This is a genomic window from Curtobacterium flaccumfaciens UCD-AKU, assembly GCF_000349565.1.
Taxonomy (GTDB): Bacteria; Actinomycetota; Actinomycetes; order Actinomycetales; family Microbacteriaceae; genus Curtobacterium; species Curtobacterium poinsettiae.
Map to the genome: position 1 here is coordinate 209,717 of NZ_KB714609.1, position 14,836 is coordinate 224,552.

19 protein-coding genes are annotated in these 14,836 nt (G+C 72.0%); 8 read left to right on the top strand and 11 right to left on the bottom strand.

What is annotated here, in order from left to right:
• Positions 1-29 precede the first annotated feature (29 nt).
• Positions 30-1,697 (top strand): hypothetical protein, encoded by a 1,668-nt coding sequence (locus H489_RS24515; protein WP_017886339.1) that lies wholly within the window; start codon positions 30-32, stop codon positions 1,695-1,697.
• Between the two features lie 74 nt (positions 1,698-1,771).
• Positions 1,772-3,124, top strand: coding sequence for a M23 family metallopeptidase (locus tag H489_RS24520; RefSeq protein WP_083389219.1), 1,353 nt, complete (start codon positions 1,772-1,774; stop codon positions 3,122-3,124).
• 20 nt (positions 3,125-3,144) lie between these two features.
• On the opposite strand, the gene H489_RS24525 is transcribed toward H489_RS24520, so the two are convergent.
• The 6 genes from H489_RS24525 to H489_RS24545 are packed head-to-tail and all read right to left on the bottom strand — an operon-like array spanning position 3,145 to position 6,277.
• Complete coding sequence (locus H489_RS24525) at positions 3,145-3,939, bottom strand: aminoglycoside 3'-phosphotransferase (RefSeq protein ID WP_017886341.1); 795 nt, start codon at positions 3,937-3,939, stop codon at positions 3,145-3,147.
• An 8-nt stretch (positions 3,940-3,947) separates the two neighbouring features.
• Positions 3,948-4,550, bottom strand: a complete 603-nt coding sequence (locus H489_RS24530; RefSeq protein WP_017886342.1) for a hypothetical protein — start codon at positions 4,548-4,550, stop codon at positions 3,948-3,950.
• Positions 4,547-5,188, bottom strand: coding sequence for a hypothetical protein (locus tag H489_RS0118525; protein WP_017886343.1), 642 nt, complete (start codon positions 5,186-5,188; stop codon positions 4,547-4,549). The genes H489_RS24530 and H489_RS0118525 overlap by 4 nt, the downstream gene beginning before the upstream one ends.
• Positions 5,185-5,598, bottom strand: coding sequence for a hypothetical protein (locus H489_RS24535; protein WP_017886344.1), 414 nt, complete (start codon positions 5,596-5,598; stop codon positions 5,185-5,187). The genes H489_RS0118525 and H489_RS24535 overlap by 4 nt, the downstream gene beginning before the upstream one ends.
• Positions 5,595-5,786, bottom strand: coding sequence for a DUF2273 domain-containing protein (locus H489_RS24540; RefSeq protein WP_017886345.1), 192 nt, complete (start codon positions 5,784-5,786; stop codon positions 5,595-5,597). Before H489_RS24540 ends, H489_RS24535 begins: the two co-directional genes overlap by 4 nt.
• The gene (locus H489_RS24545) at positions 5,783-6,277 is read right to left on the bottom strand and encodes an Asp23/Gls24 family envelope stress response protein (RefSeq protein WP_017886346.1); all 495 of its coding nucleotides are present in this window, start codon (positions 6,275-6,277) and stop codon (positions 5,783-5,785) included. Before H489_RS24545 ends, H489_RS24540 begins: the two co-directional genes overlap by 4 nt.
• Before the next feature lie 115 nt (positions 6,278-6,392).
• On the opposite strand from H489_RS24545, the gene H489_RS24550 reads away from it, so the two are divergent.
• Positions 6,393-7,229, top strand: a complete 837-nt coding sequence (locus H489_RS24550) for an exodeoxyribonuclease III (protein ID WP_017886347.1) — start codon at positions 6,393-6,395, stop codon at positions 7,227-7,229.
• 128 nt (positions 7,230-7,357) lie between these two features.
• Entirely contained in the window at positions 7,358-7,606 is a 249-nt protein-coding gene (locus tag H489_RS24555) for a hypothetical protein (RefSeq protein WP_056069500.1), read from the top strand.
• Between the two features lie 29 nt (positions 7,607-7,635).
• Here H489_RS24555 and H489_RS24560 read toward each other — a convergent pair whose 3' ends face one another.
• On the bottom strand, positions 7,636-8,043 hold the full coding sequence (locus H489_RS24560) for a hypothetical protein (protein WP_017886349.1): 408 nt from the start codon (positions 8,041-8,043) through the stop codon (positions 7,636-7,638).
• A gap of 407 nt (positions 8,044-8,450) precedes the next feature.
• On the bottom strand, positions 8,451-9,374 hold the full coding sequence (locus H489_RS24565; RefSeq protein WP_017886350.1) for an AEC family transporter: 924 nt from the start codon (positions 9,372-9,374) through the stop codon (positions 8,451-8,453).
• Between the two features lie 84 nt (positions 9,375-9,458).
• On the opposite strand from H489_RS24565, the gene H489_RS24570 reads away from it, so the two are divergent.
• The 3 genes from H489_RS24570 (at position 9,459) to H489_RS24580 (ending at position 11,416) form a co-directional block, all read left to right on the top strand.
• Entirely contained in the window at positions 9,459-10,055 is a 597-nt protein-coding gene (locus H489_RS24570; RefSeq protein ID WP_017886351.1) for a nitroreductase family protein, read from the top strand.
• Between the two features lie 85 nt (positions 10,056-10,140).
• A complete protein-coding gene (locus H489_RS24575; RefSeq protein ID WP_017886352.1) occupies positions 10,141-10,575 on the top strand; it encodes an acyl-CoA thioesterase in 435 nt (144 codons plus the stop codon).
• A gap of 82 nt (positions 10,576-10,657) precedes the next feature.
• Positions 10,658-11,416: an HAD-IIB family hydrolase gene (locus tag H489_RS24580; protein WP_017886353.1), complete on the top strand. Its 759-nt coding sequence runs from the start codon at positions 10,658-10,660 to the stop codon at positions 11,414-11,416.
• Positions 11,417-11,649: 233 nt separating this feature from the next.
• Here H489_RS24580 and H489_RS24585 read toward each other — a convergent pair whose 3' ends face one another.
• Together H489_RS24585 and H489_RS24590 are read right to left on the bottom strand one after the other, a co-directional pair.
• Positions 11,650-12,270: a phosphoribosylanthranilate isomerase gene (locus H489_RS24585; RefSeq protein ID WP_017886354.1), complete on the bottom strand. Its 621-nt coding sequence runs from the start codon at positions 12,268-12,270 to the stop codon at positions 11,650-11,652.
• Positions 12,271-12,346: 76 nt separating this feature from the next.
• Positions 12,347-13,399 carry a serine/threonine-protein kinase gene (locus H489_RS24590; RefSeq protein WP_051067362.1) on the bottom strand — a complete coding sequence of 351 codons (1,053 nt, stop codon included), beginning with the start codon at positions 13,397-13,399 and terminating at the stop codon, positions 12,347-12,349.
• Between the two features lie 211 nt (positions 13,400-13,610).
• On the opposite strand from H489_RS24590, the gene H489_RS24595 reads away from it, so the two are divergent.
• Positions 13,611-13,814 (top strand): DUF2945 domain-containing protein, encoded by a 204-nt coding sequence (locus H489_RS24595; RefSeq protein WP_017886355.1) that lies wholly within the window; start codon positions 13,611-13,613, stop codon positions 13,812-13,814.
• Positions 13,815-13,817: 3 nt separating this feature from the next.
• Here the strand turns inward: H489_RS24595 and H489_RS24600 are convergent, their stop codons facing one another.
• Positions 13,818-14,591 carry a DedA family protein gene (locus tag H489_RS24600; RefSeq protein ID WP_152427186.1) on the bottom strand — a complete coding sequence of 258 codons (774 nt, stop codon included), beginning with the start codon at positions 14,589-14,591 and terminating at the stop codon, positions 13,818-13,820.
• Positions 14,592-14,836: the final 245 nt, after the last annotated feature.

The window sequence follows — 14,836 nt, forward strand, 5'->3', positions numbered from 1 at the left end:
ACCGAGGCAGCGTCGGTACGCTCCGGGGCATGTCCCGTGCACCGCGTCGCGCCGCCGTGGAGCCGGCCCCGGCCGGCGGCCGCCGGCCCGGCGCCGTGGCCGTCACGATCGGACGGGAGGCCCTTGGCGGCCTGGTCGCGCTGGCCCTGGCCGTCATCGCCCTGCGCCACGTCATCGCGACGGAACGGGTGGCGTTGCTCTGGTACGACGGCGACTCGGTGCTGCTGCCGCTCGTCGAGCGTTCGCTGCAGGCCGGGCAGCCGTTCGAGTGGGCGATGTCGCCCGCGCTGTTCTTCTTCCCGGAGCTGCCCGCGTACCTGTTCAGCGCGCTGGTGACCGCGACACCACAGCAGGCCCTGGCGTTGAACGGGGTGCTCGTGCTCCTCGCCGTCTACGCCCTGGTGCGTGCGGCCGCGAACGAACTGATGCCGTCCGCCGGGCGCCCCGCCCGGATCGCGGTGTCGGCCGGGGCGCTCGGCCTCGTCACCCTGCTGGTGCTGACCGAGTCGTCGGCGACGGCGACCTCGCTCGAGCTGGCGTCGCTGCTGCTCACGACGACCTACTACTACGGTGCCGTGCTGGCGATGCTCGGCACCGCGGTCCTCGTGCTGCGGTCGGTGCGGCTCGGCCGGGCGTCGGTGCTGCTGCTCGTGGTGCTCGGACTCGTCGCCGCGTGCACGACGGCGTCGAACCCGCTGTACGTGCCGTGGTCCGCCGCTCCGGTCGTCGTCACGCTCGGGCTCCTGGTGCTGGCGCGCCGGGTGCCGTGGCGTCCGGCGGCGCTGCTGTCCGGTGCCGTCACCATCGGCTCGGTCGTCGGGTACCTGGTGCGGATCCCGCTGCGGCCGTTCGTCTCCCTCGACCCCGCGACGTACGTGCAGCCGTCGCGGGCCGGTGAGACGCTGCGGTTCTTCGCGGCACTGACCGACGACCGGGCGGGCACGGCACCGGGCGACGTCGGCCTGCTGCTGCTGTTCGCCGGCGTGCTCGTCACCGTCGGCGGCACGGTCTGGGCCTGGCGGGTCCGCACCGCCCGCACCGTGCTGGTCGCGACGCTGCTCCCCCTGGTGACCGTCGTCGCGGTGTCCGTCGGGGTCGTCGTCGCCGGGTCCGAGACCCCGCGCTACCTGCAGCCGATCGTGACCGCACCGCTGCTCGCACTCGTCGCCGTGGCCGAGCTCACCCGCACCGCGGTGCGCCGGACACGGGTCCACCGTCCCCACCGGGGCGTCCGAGCGGGGGTCGCGGTCGCGATGGCCGCCGTGCTCGCGGTGGGCGTCGCGGTGACCCCCGGGACCGCCCACGCCGTGGCGACCGCCCGGTACCCGGCGGCGGCGTGCCTCGACCGTTGGGCGCACGGGCGCCAGGTCACCGGCGTCGGACAGTTCTGGACCGTCCGTCCCCTCGCCACCTACGCGTCGACGAACCTCGAGCTGCTGCAGGTCCGCGACACCTTCGAGACGTACCCGTGGCTCGTCGACCTCGGGGCGTACCGCGGTGCCGACCCGAGCTTCGTGGTGGTCGGGTCGCACGACCTCTGGACCACCGCGGTCGAGGACTCCCTCGGCCCGCCGGCGACGATCACCCACTGCACCGGCTTCGACGTCTACGACTACGCCGGCACCGCGGGGCAGGCCCTCCTGCGGCGCGACGTCGTCGGGAGCGCCGACGTCATCCGCCGCGAGCGCGGCTTCTGATCCGCTGCTGAAGTTGTCCACAGCGGCGCGTTGCCGTCCGATGCTCGCTGTACGGATGTATAGGCTCGTGCTCGATGTCTCGCCCCTCACGCCTCCGCGTCCCCCGTGTCCCCGTGCGCCTGCGCCTCGCCGTCACCGGCCTGGCGCTCGCGGGCCTCGTCGGCACGGTCGTGGTCGATGCCCCGGCAGCCCAGGCGGTGACCTACCCCACGTGGGACGAAGTGAAGTCCGCCCGTGGCAAGGAATCCGCGAAGCAGGGGCAGATCACCGAGATCCGGGGCATCATCAGCGAACTCGACGCCAAGGTCGAGGCTGCCGAGGCGAAGGCGCAGAAGCTCGGTGACGTGTTCTACAAGGCGCAGCGCAAGGCCCAGACCGCCGCCGAGAAGGAACAGCAGCTCCGCGCCGACGCGAAGGAGCACGCGGAGGTCGCCGACCAGAGCGCCGCGCAGGCCGGCCAGTTCGCCGCACAGATGTCCCGCTCCGGTGGTGCCGACGTCACCACCTCGGTGATCACCCAGGGCAAGGACGCCAGCGACCTCCTCTACAACCTCGGCGCACTGAGCAAGCTCTCCGAGCAGGCCGAGCGTGTGCAGGCCGCCGCGAGCTCAGACGCCGCCGTCGCCAGCTCGCTCGAAGCGCAGGCAGACCGCGCCGCCGAAGCACTCGGCGACCTCGCCGCCGAAGCAGAAGACCGCATGCAGGAAGCCCAGACGGCGTCCGACGCCGTGCAGGCCGCCTACGACGAGCAGCAGTCGAACAAGGCACGACTCGACGCCCAGCTCGCGACGCTGACCTCGGGCCGGGTCCGCACCGAAGCCGAGTTCGCCAAGGGTGAGCGCATCCGCAAGGCGGCGGAAGAGAAGGCGGCACGCGAAGCTGCAGAGCGCGCAGCAGCCGCGCAGCGAGCGGCCGCCGCACAGGCTGCCGCGAACTCCGGCGGGGGCGCGCCGTCAGGCGGCGGCTCGACCGGCAGCAGCGGCTCCGGCGGCGGCGGTTCCGTCGGCGCGGGCTCGGGGACCGGCTGGGTCCGCCCCGCCAGCGGCTACGTCATCAGCCCCTACGGGTACCGCGTGCACCCGATCACCGGCGTCGTGACCATGCACGAGGGCACCGACCTGGCGAGCGGCTGCTACACGCCCATCGTCGCGGCGTCGGCCGGCACCGTCGACTACGTCGGCTGGTACGGCGGGTACGGCAACTACGTCCGGATCAACCACGGCGGCGGCGTGCAGACCGCGTACGGCCACATCGTCGACGGCGGCTTCCGGGTCGCCACCGGACAACAGGTCTCCGCGGGGCAGCTCATCGCACTCGTCGGCTCCACCGGGGCATCGACCGGCTGCCACAGCCACGTCGAGGTGCACATCAACGGCGCCACCACCGACCCGGTGCCGTTCATGTCGGCGCGCGGCGTCGCCTTCTAGCGGACCAGCCCGCCTCCGGCTCAGCCCGCGGCAGGCCCCACGTCGTCCACGTCGGTGTTCCACAGCGCCCGGTACCACGCGGTGCGCTCCGGGTCGTCCGGCAGCCCGTACGCCCGGTGGAACAGCGGCTCCCACCCGGGTCCGTAGTTCCAGCCGAGCGCCATCGTCGCCACCGCGATGTCGGCCCAGCGGTCCGCGACCCCCATCGCGTCCAGGTCGACGTGCCCGCTCCACCGCCGGTCCGCACCGATGAGCGTGTTCGGCGTGCACGGGTCGCCGTGACAGACGACGATCCGGTCGGTCGGCGGCTCCGGACCGAGCGAGCCCGGCCCACGGTCGGCGTCGGTGTCGGCCGCACGCGCGCGATCGAGCCGGTCCACCGTGGACCACGTGAACGGGCAGTCGTCGACCGGCAGGGCGTCGTGCAGCGCGCGCAGCCCCTCGCCCACCGCGACCACCGCCGTCCGGGGTTCGTCGTGCCAACGCGGGTCGACGGCGCTCCAGCCGGGCACCGCGCGGGTGTGCAGCCAGACGCCGTCCTCGTCGGCGCCGTGGTCGAGCACCTCCGGCACCCGGGCGTACCGGGACGCCCACGTCAGCCGCGCGGCCTCGCCGCTGATCCACGACCCGTAGGCGTGCGGCAAGACCTTCACGAACTCCTCGGCGTGCGCGTCCGGCCCGATGCGGAACGTCGTCCCGCCGATCTGGTTGTGCCAGACGAGCGCGACCTCACGCCCTCGGGCCGCCTGGGTGACCACGCGCGGCTCCGGGACGGTCTCACCCGGCCGGGGCAGTCCACCGATCGAGCGCACCACGGCGACGCTCAGTGCACGCGGTCCGGGCGGGACGACCCCGACCCGCCACGGGCGATCTCGAGCAGCACCGGCAGGCGTTCGCCGAGCAGGGCGTCCAGGTCGGCGACGACGGCCTCGACCCGATCGGTGATCTCGCGCGGCGCGGCACCCCGGCGCGGACGGACCCGCACCCGGATCGCCCGACCACCACGGACCCGGTAGACGTCGACGGCGAGCGAGCCGACCTGGGGCAGGTCGCCGATGGCCGAGGAGAGCGCGTGCTGCACGGCCGTGGACTCGATGCGCACCGAGCCGGCGACGCCGTCGGCCGAACCGTCGCTGTCCACGACGGTGCTCTCGCGGCCCCCGCCGAGCGTCGTCAGCACCACGAGTGCGAGCACGCCGAGCACGACGCCACCGCCGAGCACGCAGGTCCACGCGAACACCGAGTCGTCCCGTTGTGCCCCCGTGCCGAGTCCGGCGAGGGCATCGCCGACCGCGCGCCACCACGACGCGACGAGGGGCACCCCCTGTGCGGTCTGCACCACGATCGCGGCCGCTCCGGCGACGAGCAGGACGAGCCCGAGCACGATCAGTGCCGTGCGTCCGAGTGCACGGTTGGTGGCGTTCATCCGTCCACCCGCCCCGTCGGCTGCACCCGGACGCGCGCGGCGAGGGCCGGCTGCGCGTCGATCGCGGCGAACTCCCGCTCGACGGCCTCGGTCGCGGCCACCGCGGGGACGTCCACCCCGGCTGCGGGCCGGAGCACGACGTCGACCGTGCGACGGCCGACTGTGCCCACGGCGGCGTCGGCGCCCAGACGGGTCGCGGATCGGGCGGCGCGGGCCGCGGCGGAGGCCAGGACCTCGTCGTCGACGACCACGGCGAGCCGGTCGGACGACATCGTGTGGCGTGGGCGCCGCTGCGGCAGGATCCCCTGCAGCAGGAGCACCAGGCCGATCAGGGCGACGACGGCGCCGACACCGATCACGATCGTCGTGTCGAGGCCGTCCGGCGCGGCGAGGGCGGCGTCGACCACGGCACGGGGGTCGACACCGAGCACGTTCTGGTCGAGCAGGACGAGCGCCCCGGCGAAGACCGCAGCGGCGGCGAGCACCAGGGCGATGAGCATCGCGACGACGACGGCACCGGAGCGGGAGACGTGGGTCTCGCGACGCAGCAGACGCCGGTACGTCGGGGCGTGGTCGTCGCGCGACGGACCGGCGGGGACGACCGGATCGGGGCGGCCGACCGTGGGTGCTGCGGTCACCGGACCCTCCGCGGGGTGTCCACCACCGACGACGCGAAGGTCACCGTCACGCGGGCGACCTGTCGGCCGGTGATGGTCCGGAAGCGCTCGGCGATCGTGCCGCGGGCCCGGTGCGCCGTGGCGACGACCGGCTCGTCGGGGAGTGCGTGCGAACCCAGCACCGGCAGGGCGAGCGGGGCCGTGATCTCGACCGCCAGCGCACCGCGGCCGTCGTCGGCGACGCGGGCACGGACCTCCCGGGCGGCAACGCGCAGCGCTTCGGCGGCGACCGCCTGCGCGGTCCGCACCAGCGCGTGCGCTCCGATCCTGTCGGAACCGGGGACCCGGACACCGACGGGAGCAGCGCCAGGACCGGAACCGGGGACCCGGACGCCGCGGTCGCCGGTCGTGGCGACGGCGGCGCCGCTCACGACGAGCTCCGGCGTCCGCGCAGCACGTCGAGCAGGCGACGGAAGTCGACGTCGCCGGTGACGATGCGTGCGACCAGTGCGCCGAGCGCCATGCAGACGGCGACCACGACGAACGCCCAGAACCCGAGCGTCACGGCGACGATCGCGAGCAGGGCACCGACGCCCATCCCGACGACGGTGGCGTTCAACGGACCCGACCGTCCCGGGTGTCGAGCTCGTCCGCGACGCCGTTGAGGGCCGGGATGTTCACGTCGTTGATGGCGATGTTGACCTCGGTGACCTCGAGGCCGACGAGTTCGGTCACGGCGCTCGTGACGGCGGCGCGGACCGCGGAGGCGACCTCCATCATCGGCGTCGGGTAGTCGACGACGATCGTCAGGTCGACCGCCACCTGGGTCTCGCCGACCTCGACGCGGACGCCCTGGCCGAGCGCGCTCGAGCCGATGGCGTCGCGGATGGCGCCGAACGCGCGCGAGGCGTTGCCGCCGAGCGCGAAGACGCCCGGCACGTCGCGAGCGGCGATGCCCGCGACCTTCGCGACGACCGTGTCGTCGATGATGGTCTTGCCCTTGGCGGTGACCTGCGTCGTGGTGGTGCCTGCGGGCTGGGTGTTGCCGGCCCCGGTGCCGAGCGTGGCCCCGGTCGGGGTCCCGTCGACGCGGTTCGTCGTCGATGCCATTGCTGCCTCCGTGCGGTCGATTGCTGGCCTCCAGCGAACACCATCGTGCCGGACGCCGCACAGACGATGCACGTGCCGACCTCGTCGTCAGTCGGCACCGGTAGGTTCTTGTTCCATGCGCGTGGCGACCTGGAACGTGAACTCCGTCCGCACCCGAGTGGGTCGGATCGTCGACTGGCTGGTGCGTGAGGACGTCGACGTCCTCGGTATGCAGGAGATCAAGTGCAAGCCGGAGCAGTTCCCGGTCGAGCAGTTCGAGGCTGCGGGCTACCACGTCGAGGCCCACGGCCTGAACCAGTGGAACGGCGTCGCGTTCGCCAGCCGTCTGCCGCTGGAGGACGTCACCCGCGACTTCCCGGGCCAGCCCGGGTTCCTGAAGGGCCACGAGGGGCCGGACCTGCCGGTCGAGGCCCGCGCGATCGGCGTCACGGTCGACGGCGTGCGGCTCTGGAGCCTCTACGTGCCGAACGGCCGCGAGCTCGGCGACCCGCACTACACGTACAAGCTCGACTGGCTCGCGCAGCTGGCCGACCGCACGTCGGAGTGGATCGAGGCGTCGCCGGAGACCCCGCTCGCGCTGATGGGCGACTGGAACGTCGCACCGCTCGACCAGGACGTCTGGGACCTGCGGGTGTTCGAAGGGTCCACGCACGTCAGCGAGCCCGAGCGGGCAGCGTTCCGCGAGTTCGAGGCCCGGGGGCTGCAGGACGTCGTCCGCCCGATCGTGCCCGACGGGTACACCTACTGGGACTACAAGCAGCTGCGGTTCCCGCGCGACGAGGGCATGCGCATCGACTTCGTGCTCGGCTCGCAAGCCTTCGCCGACGTCGTCACCGACGCGTCGATCCACCGGAACGAGCGGAAGGGCGACGCCCCGAGCGACCATGTGCCCGTGGTGGTGGACCTCGACCTGGACACGTCGCTCGACGACGACCGCCCGATGATCTTCTGAGCGGAGCCGGGTCACCAGGCCGGAACGTCGGCACCCGCTCTGTTACGCCCGGCGTCCGCCGTCGCGCCGAGGACCGTCACGTCGACGTAGGTTTCCTGCACCGAACCCCTTCGAGAGCAGGTGAAGCCATGTCACGCACGACGATCCTTCCCATCCAGCGCCTCATGGCGACCGCGGCCCCCGCTGCGTGGCGCGACGGCATCGTCGTCGAGACCCGCGCAGCCGACGCCGTGGTGCTGTTCCTCGACGGGAGCATCACCCAGCTGCGGGTGGCGGACGCGGACGGCGTCCTGTCGGTCGGCGAACCGGTCGCCCACCACCCGGTCGCCGAGATCCTCAGCGCCGGCAGCCGGCAGACCACCGCGCGCGTCGCGTAGCGCAGCCGGAGCGGCTCACGCGGAGCGGCTCACGCGGTCATCGCGTCGAGCATCGCCTGGCACTTCGACACCATCTCGTCGCAGGCCATCGCGCAGTAGCGGCACGACTCGTCCATGTCCTGGTGCGTGCGGCACTCGGCGGCGCACGCGGTGCCCATCGCGACGACGGCCATGAGCATCGCCTGCATCGCGGCCTGGTCCATGCCCATCGGACGCATCATCATCCGCATGCCGGTGTCGGCGAGCATCGCGGTGTTCGAGCACATCGCGGCGCAGGTGGCCATGTCGCCGCCCATGCGCATGTCGGCCGCGGAACACATCGTCGCGGCCATCGACGCGGCGTTCATCGCCATCATCGTGTCCTGCATCGTGCTCATGTCCATCTGCACGGGCATGTCCGTCGTCGACATGTTCTGCATCATCGCCATCGTGTCCATCGGAGGTCTCCTCGTCGTGGTCATCGGTCGCGAGGCGGTCCGCCCCGCGTGCCCGCCACCATACGCGCGCGCTGTTCCCACTTCGTGAGCAGGAACGGTCGGGTCGGCGGGCGCGACCCGACCGCTCCTGCGCACGGTCCGCGGTGGTCGCCACCACGTGACGGACGGGAGGCCCGGTGCAGCCCCGCCACGCGCCTCCCGTCCGTCCCGCCGCAGGTCCAGGACACGGAAGACGCCGGCGTGCGCGCACGACGCCCGCAAGTGCGCGAGACGCCGCCGAATGCGGCGGCGTCTCGGCGAGATCGAGGCGTCTCGGCAACACGACGGCGTCTTCCGGAACGCCACACGCCGGCGTCTCGACAACACGACGGCGTCTTCCGCAACGCCGCACGCCGGCGTCTCGAGCGCTACGGGTGCAGCAGGGCAGCGATCGCGACCAGCACGGGCACCGAGCCGAGGGTCGAGATGAGCACGACGTCACGCGCCACCGGCACCGCGGCCCCGTACCGCTGCGCGTAGTTGAAGACGTTCTGCGCCGCGGGCAGGGCGCCGAGCGTGGTGAGCACGAAGACGTCCTGGTCCCCCAGGCCGAACACGAACCGCGCGAACACGAACGCCACCGCCGGCATCACCACGAGCTTGATCGACGACGCCACGATGACGTCCGTCCGGATCGCCGGGTCCCGCAGCGGGGTCGCACCGTGCAGGCTCATCCCGAACGACAGCAGCACGACGGGCACCGCGGCAGCGCCGACGAGCGAGAACGGCTCGAGCACGGGGTCGGGCAGGGTGAGCCCCGTCGCCGAGCACACGAGCCCGACGAGCGAGGCGATGATGATCGGGTTTCGGAACGGCCCGGCGATCCGCCTGCCCCACCCGCCGCCACCCGCCGTCGCGGCGTCGAGGATCGTGAGCGCGATCGGGGCCATCACGACGAGCTGCAGCAGGATCACCGGCACGACCGCGGTCGCCTGCCCCAGCACGTAGACGGCCACCGGCAGCCCGATGTTGTTCGCGTTGACGTAGCTCGAGGCCAGCGCTCCGACGGTGGTCGTGGTGACGGACCGCCGCAGCACGAAGCGGAACACCACGGCGGCGGCGAGGGCGACCACGGCAGCACTCAGCAGTGAGACCCAGAGCATCGACGACAGCAGCGACGCGATGTCGGCCGTCGCGATGGTGTGGAACAGCAGGCACGGCATGAGCACGAAGAACGCGAGCCGGCTCATCACGAACTGCGCGTGCGGGCCGAGCAGACCGATGCGTCCGACGACGTACCCACCGGCGATGATCACGCCGATGATCGCGAAGCCGGTCAACACGCCACCCATCCCCTCCATCCTGGCACCTGGAGGCGGGGATGTGACGTCACTCAGGTCGGAAATGCGTACGCATCGAATACCGTTGAGCGCACCATGACCTCGACGAACGCTGACACCCTGACCCGGTCCACCGACTCCAGCCAGCCGCTCGTGCCGCTGCTCGAGGAGCGCTGGAGCCCCCGCTCGTACGACGAGACCGCGACGATCTCGGACGACCAGCTCGACGCCGTCCTCGAGGCAGCTCGCTGGGCACCGTCGGCCATGAACTTCCAGCCCCGCCGTTTCATCGCCGGCCGCCGCGGTACCGAGACGTTCCGGAAGATCAACGAGAACCTGCTCGGCTTCAACGCCGCGTGGGCGTTCCGTGCCAGCGCCCTGGTCGTCGGTGTGCTCGAGACCGTGACCGCCGACGGCGACGAGCGTCCCTTCGCCCAGTACGACCTCGGCCAGTCGCTCGCCGCCCTGACGGTGCAGGCCCACGCCGAGGGGCTGCACGTGCACCAGATGGCGGGCATCGACGCCGCCGGACTGCGCACCGCGTTCGACCTGCCGGAGCGGTTCGTCCCGTACACCGTCACGGCAGTCGGCACCGTCGCGCACCCGTCACAGCTCGACGAGAAGGCCGCCGAGCGCGAGGTCGCCCCGCGCAGCCGCATCGCCCTCGACGAGGTCGTCCTCGTCAAGGAGTGAGCGACGGCGGCACACCGCCGCCCACGATCGTCACGACGGCCGTGTCCCTGCGGGGGGCGCGGCCGTCGGCGTACCATGACGTGACATGGATCAGCACCAGGACGACGCCCCGCCGGAGATGAACTTCTACACCCGGAAGTGGGTGCGACCGGAGGACCTCAACGCGAACGGCACCCTGTTCGGTGGCAGCCTGCTCCGCTGGATCGACGAGGAAGCCGCCGTCTACGCGATCATCCAACTCGGCAACGGCAAGGTCGTCACGAAGTACATGTCGGAGATCAACTTCCTGTCCTCGGCGAAGGAGGGCGACATCGTCGAGATCGGCCTCGTTGCCACCCGGTTCGGCCGGACGTCGCTCACCATGCGGGCCGAGGCGCGCAACCTCTTCACGCACCGGAGCATCCTGACGATCGACGAGGTCGTGTTCGTGAACCTCGACGAGGACGGCAACCCCGCCCCGCACGGCTACACCGACATCACCTACGCCCGCGACCGGGTCCCCGCCACGCACCGCGCGTGACCCCGCAGACATCACGCAGCACCCGGCAACCCGGAGCACCGCACGCGGCATGTGATCGGCGGCCTCTGGCAGGATCAGGGGCATGACCACGCCCCGCCTCGTCGCCTTCGACCTGGACGACACGCTCGCCCCGTCGAAGTCCTCCCTCGACCCCCGCATGCTCGAGACCTTCGCGTCCCTGCTCGAGGTCGTGCCGGTCGCGGTCATCTCCGGCGGCAACTTCACGCAGTTCGAGCAGCAGCTGGTCACCCCGCTCCGGCAGCGCGACGGGCTGACGCTCGACGCCCTGCACCTCCTGCCGACCTGTGGCACCCGCTACTACCGGTGGCAGGACCAGGACTGGGCGCTGCAGTACGCCGAGGACCTCACCGACGAGCAGAAGGACCGCGCCCTCGCCGCGGTCGAGACCCGTGCGAAGGAAGCCGGGTACTGGGAGTCCGAGACCTGGGGCCCCATCCTCGAGGACCGCGGGTCGCAGATCACGTTCTCCGCCCTCGGCCAGTCGGCACCGGTGGACGTCAAGAAGCAGTGGGACCCGACGGGCGAGAAGAAGGACCACCTGCGCCGCCTGGTGCAGCAGGACCTCGCCGACCTCGAGGTCCGCTCGGGCGGTTCGACGAGCATCGACATCACCCGCAAGGGCATCGACAAGGCCTACGGCATGCAGCGCCTCGCCGAGATCACCGGCATCGCGCTCGACGACATGCTCTTCGTCGGGGACCGACTCGACCCCGAGGGCAACGACTACCCGGTGAAGGCGCTGGGCGTCCCCTGCCACGCGGTCGAGGGCTGGGAGGACACCGACGCGTTCCTGACCGAGCTCATCCCCACCCTGCGCTGATCCCCGCGCGAGACGCCGTCGTCTCGCCAGGACGCCGCGGCGTCGCCGAGACGCCGCCGGATCCGGCGGCGTCTCGGACGCATCGCGGCGTCGACAGGACACGACGGCGTCTTCCGCGCCCGACACGGACGGCACGGCGGACGGGAGGCCCGGGGCGGGCCCGCCCCGCGCCTCCTGTCCGTCCGCGGTCGCGTCCAGAGCCGCGACTGCGGCCGATCGGCGCGAGCGCGCGCTCAGCCCAGGCTGCGGACGGCCTCGACGAAGGCGCGGATCTTCGCGGGGTCCTTGACGCCGCGCTCCGACTCGACGCCGCTCGACACGTCGACGCCGTCGGGGTCGAGTGCCTCGACCGCGGCGACCACGTTGGCCGGGGTCAGCCCGCCGGCCAGGATCCAGGCCTCGTCGACGCCGTCGATCGTGGCCGGGTCGATCAGTCGGCCGCTGCCGGGCACAGCCGCGTCGAGCAGCAGCAGGTCGTGGTCGAACGCGGCGCGCTGTTCGGGCGTCTCGCGCAGGTAGTCCTCGGCCGCGAGGGCCCGGATGGTGAAGAAGCCGGCGTCACGCGCCCGGGCGAAGTCGGACGGCGACTCGCCACCGTGCAGCTGCAGCGTGGTGAGTCCGACCTCGGACGCGATGCCGACGATCTCGTCGATCTTCTGGTCGCGGAAGACCCCGACGGCGTCGATGCCGTCCGGCACCCGCTCCACCAGTTCCTTCGCCAGGTCGGCGGTGACGGTGCGGGGGCTGCCCGCCGCGAAGACGAACCCGACGGCGTCGGCACCCGCGTCGACGGCGGCGTCCACGGTGTCGGGCGTCGACAGGCCGCAGATCTTGATCCAGCGCTGGTCGGTCATGCTTTCCATCTTGCCAGGGTGCCGCTGTCCGCAGCGCACCGGTCTCCGGAGTCCGGAGTCCGGATCCGCGGGTGGTTCAGTGCAGGGCGCCCGCGACGTAGGCGGCCACGCAGGCCGCGGTGACGCCGAACGCTGCGAAGGACCCCACCAGGACGTTCCGTCGGCGCCACCGGCGGACCGCCGAGAACGTGCCGCGCCGGGCGTGGCGGTGGGCAGCGCGGTGCATGCGGTGGTCGCGCTGGTGCTTCACGCGCTCCGGGCCGAGCGGCACGGGGCCGGTGATCTGGGTGGACCCACCGCGCAGCGCGTTGGCGATCGCGACCGCTGTGGGCCGGCGCTCGGGGTCGCGGGCGGTCATCCGGCTGAGCAGCTCGCGCCACTCGTCGGCGACGTCGTCCGGCACTTCGGGGTCTCGGCGGAGCCGGGCGAGCGCTGCTTCGATCAGGGTGCCGGAGTACTCCTGCTTGCCGGTCAGCGCCTCGAGCAGGACGAGTCCGAGCGAGTACACGTCGGTGGCGAAGCTGATGGGCTCGCCGGCGACCTGCTCCGGGCTGAGGTAGGCGGCGGTGCCGATGACCGTGCCGTCGTTGGTCAAGCGGGAGCCGTCGACGAAGTGGGCGACGCCGAAGTCGGTGAGCTTGACGGTGCGGGCGAACCCGGACGAGCCCTCGTCGCTGATCAGGATGTTGGCGGGCTTGACGTCGCGGTGCACGATGCCGCGCGAGTGCACGTAGGCCAGGGCGTCGGCGAGCTGTGCGCCGAGGTCGGCCACCTCGTAGTTGTGCAGCGCGCCCTCGGACAGGCGGCGCAGCAGCGTCGTGTCGGCGATGAGCTCCATCACGATGAACCGGTGCGGGCCGTCCTCGAACTCGTGGGTGCCGGCGTCGTACAGCGGGATCAGGCCGGGGTGGGAGAGCATGCTGAGCAGCCGGATCTCGCGCTCCTGGCGCACACGGTCGGCGGTGGTCATCTTGTCCGGGGTGGCGAAGAGCTTCACGGCCACGGCGCGGTACGTGTGCTCGTCACGGGCTTCGTAGACGGATCCCATGCCGCCGGTGCCGATGAGCTTCACGAGCCGGTAGCGCGCAGCGAGGACGGTGTCCGCCCGCGCGCTGTCCAGCAGGGTCATGGTGTCCGTCGTCCCGTCCAGAGCGCCGTGGTTCCGCGGCTGGTGCCGACGTGTGGTGCTCGTGGGAAACGGTACGCGTCCGACTCTTGATCCGCAGGGGCCGTTACGACATCGTGACCGCCGTACTTCCCCGGTTTTCCGGGGATCTCCGGGGATCTCCGGGGTACAGTCCGACACCCATCAGGAAGACCGAACGCGCAAGGAGGACAGCATGGCGCTGTCGAAGGGTGACGAGGTGCGCTGGAACACCTCGCAAGGCAAGACGACGGGCACGCTCGTGCGGAAGCGCACGAGCGACTTCGAGTTCGACGGACAGCACTTCAAGCCGACCGACGACGACCCGTACTGGATCGTCGAGTCGGGCAAGAGCGGCAAGCAGGCCGCCCACAAGGAGTCGGCGCTGACGAAGGCCTGAGGGTCAGTCGCGGGCGGGCTCGGCGCGACGACGACCCCGGGCACCGCTCGCGGCCGGGCTGCTGCTGCCGCGGTCGTCGTGGTCGTCGGACCCGCCCGCACGACGCTCGGCCCGCACCCGGCGGAGCCGCCGCACCACGAAGCTCACCACGACCACCGCGATGGCCACGTAGAGCACGCGGTCGATCCACTCGGTGTAGGCCTCGACCTTGTCGTACTGCGACCCGAACGCTGCACCGAGCAGCACGAGTGCACTGTTCCAGATGCCGCTCGCGATGATCGTGAACACCGAGAAGGTGCCGAGGTGCATGCGGTCGGCGCCGGCGGGCAGCGAGATCAGGCTGCGGACGATCGGGATGAACCGGCCGAAGAAGACCGCGCTCTTGCCGTGGCGGTGGAACCAGCCGGCCGCCTTGCGGAAGTCGTCCTCGTCGACGAGGGGCAGCTTGCCGAACCACCGCGTGGTGCGTTCGAACCCGATCTTCGCGCCGAGCCAGTACAGCACCAGGGCCCCGAGGTACGAGCCGATCGTCGCCAGCACGAGGACCAGCACCAGGTTCATCTGACCGGCACCCGCCAGGAACCCGGCCAGCGGCAGGATCACCTCGGACGGGATCGGCGGGAACACCGTCTCGACGAAGAGCATCAGCCCGACACCCCACTCCCCCAGGGCGTCGATCAGCTGGAGCACCACGCCGGAGAGCCCACCGAGGTCCGAAGGAGCGGTGGAGTCGCCACTGGCGACGGTCATGGCGCGGGCGGTCACGGCAGTCGTCATGCCCCCAGCATCCCTGAACGCCCTGTCAGGACCCGGCGCGCCACCTGGGTGTCGGCCGAGTTCGTGCAGAGCGACGACCTCGGTTTCGGCCTCGGTGGAGCCGCCCGGTCACGACACCCCGCTCAGCTCCGCGGACTGGTCAGCAAGTGTCGGATGGAACCGGCGCAGACGAGGATCCATGACCAGTCGTTGTGATTCGGCGCGCGTGGCGGGCGAAGGCGACGGGACGACGGACGGGAGGCCCG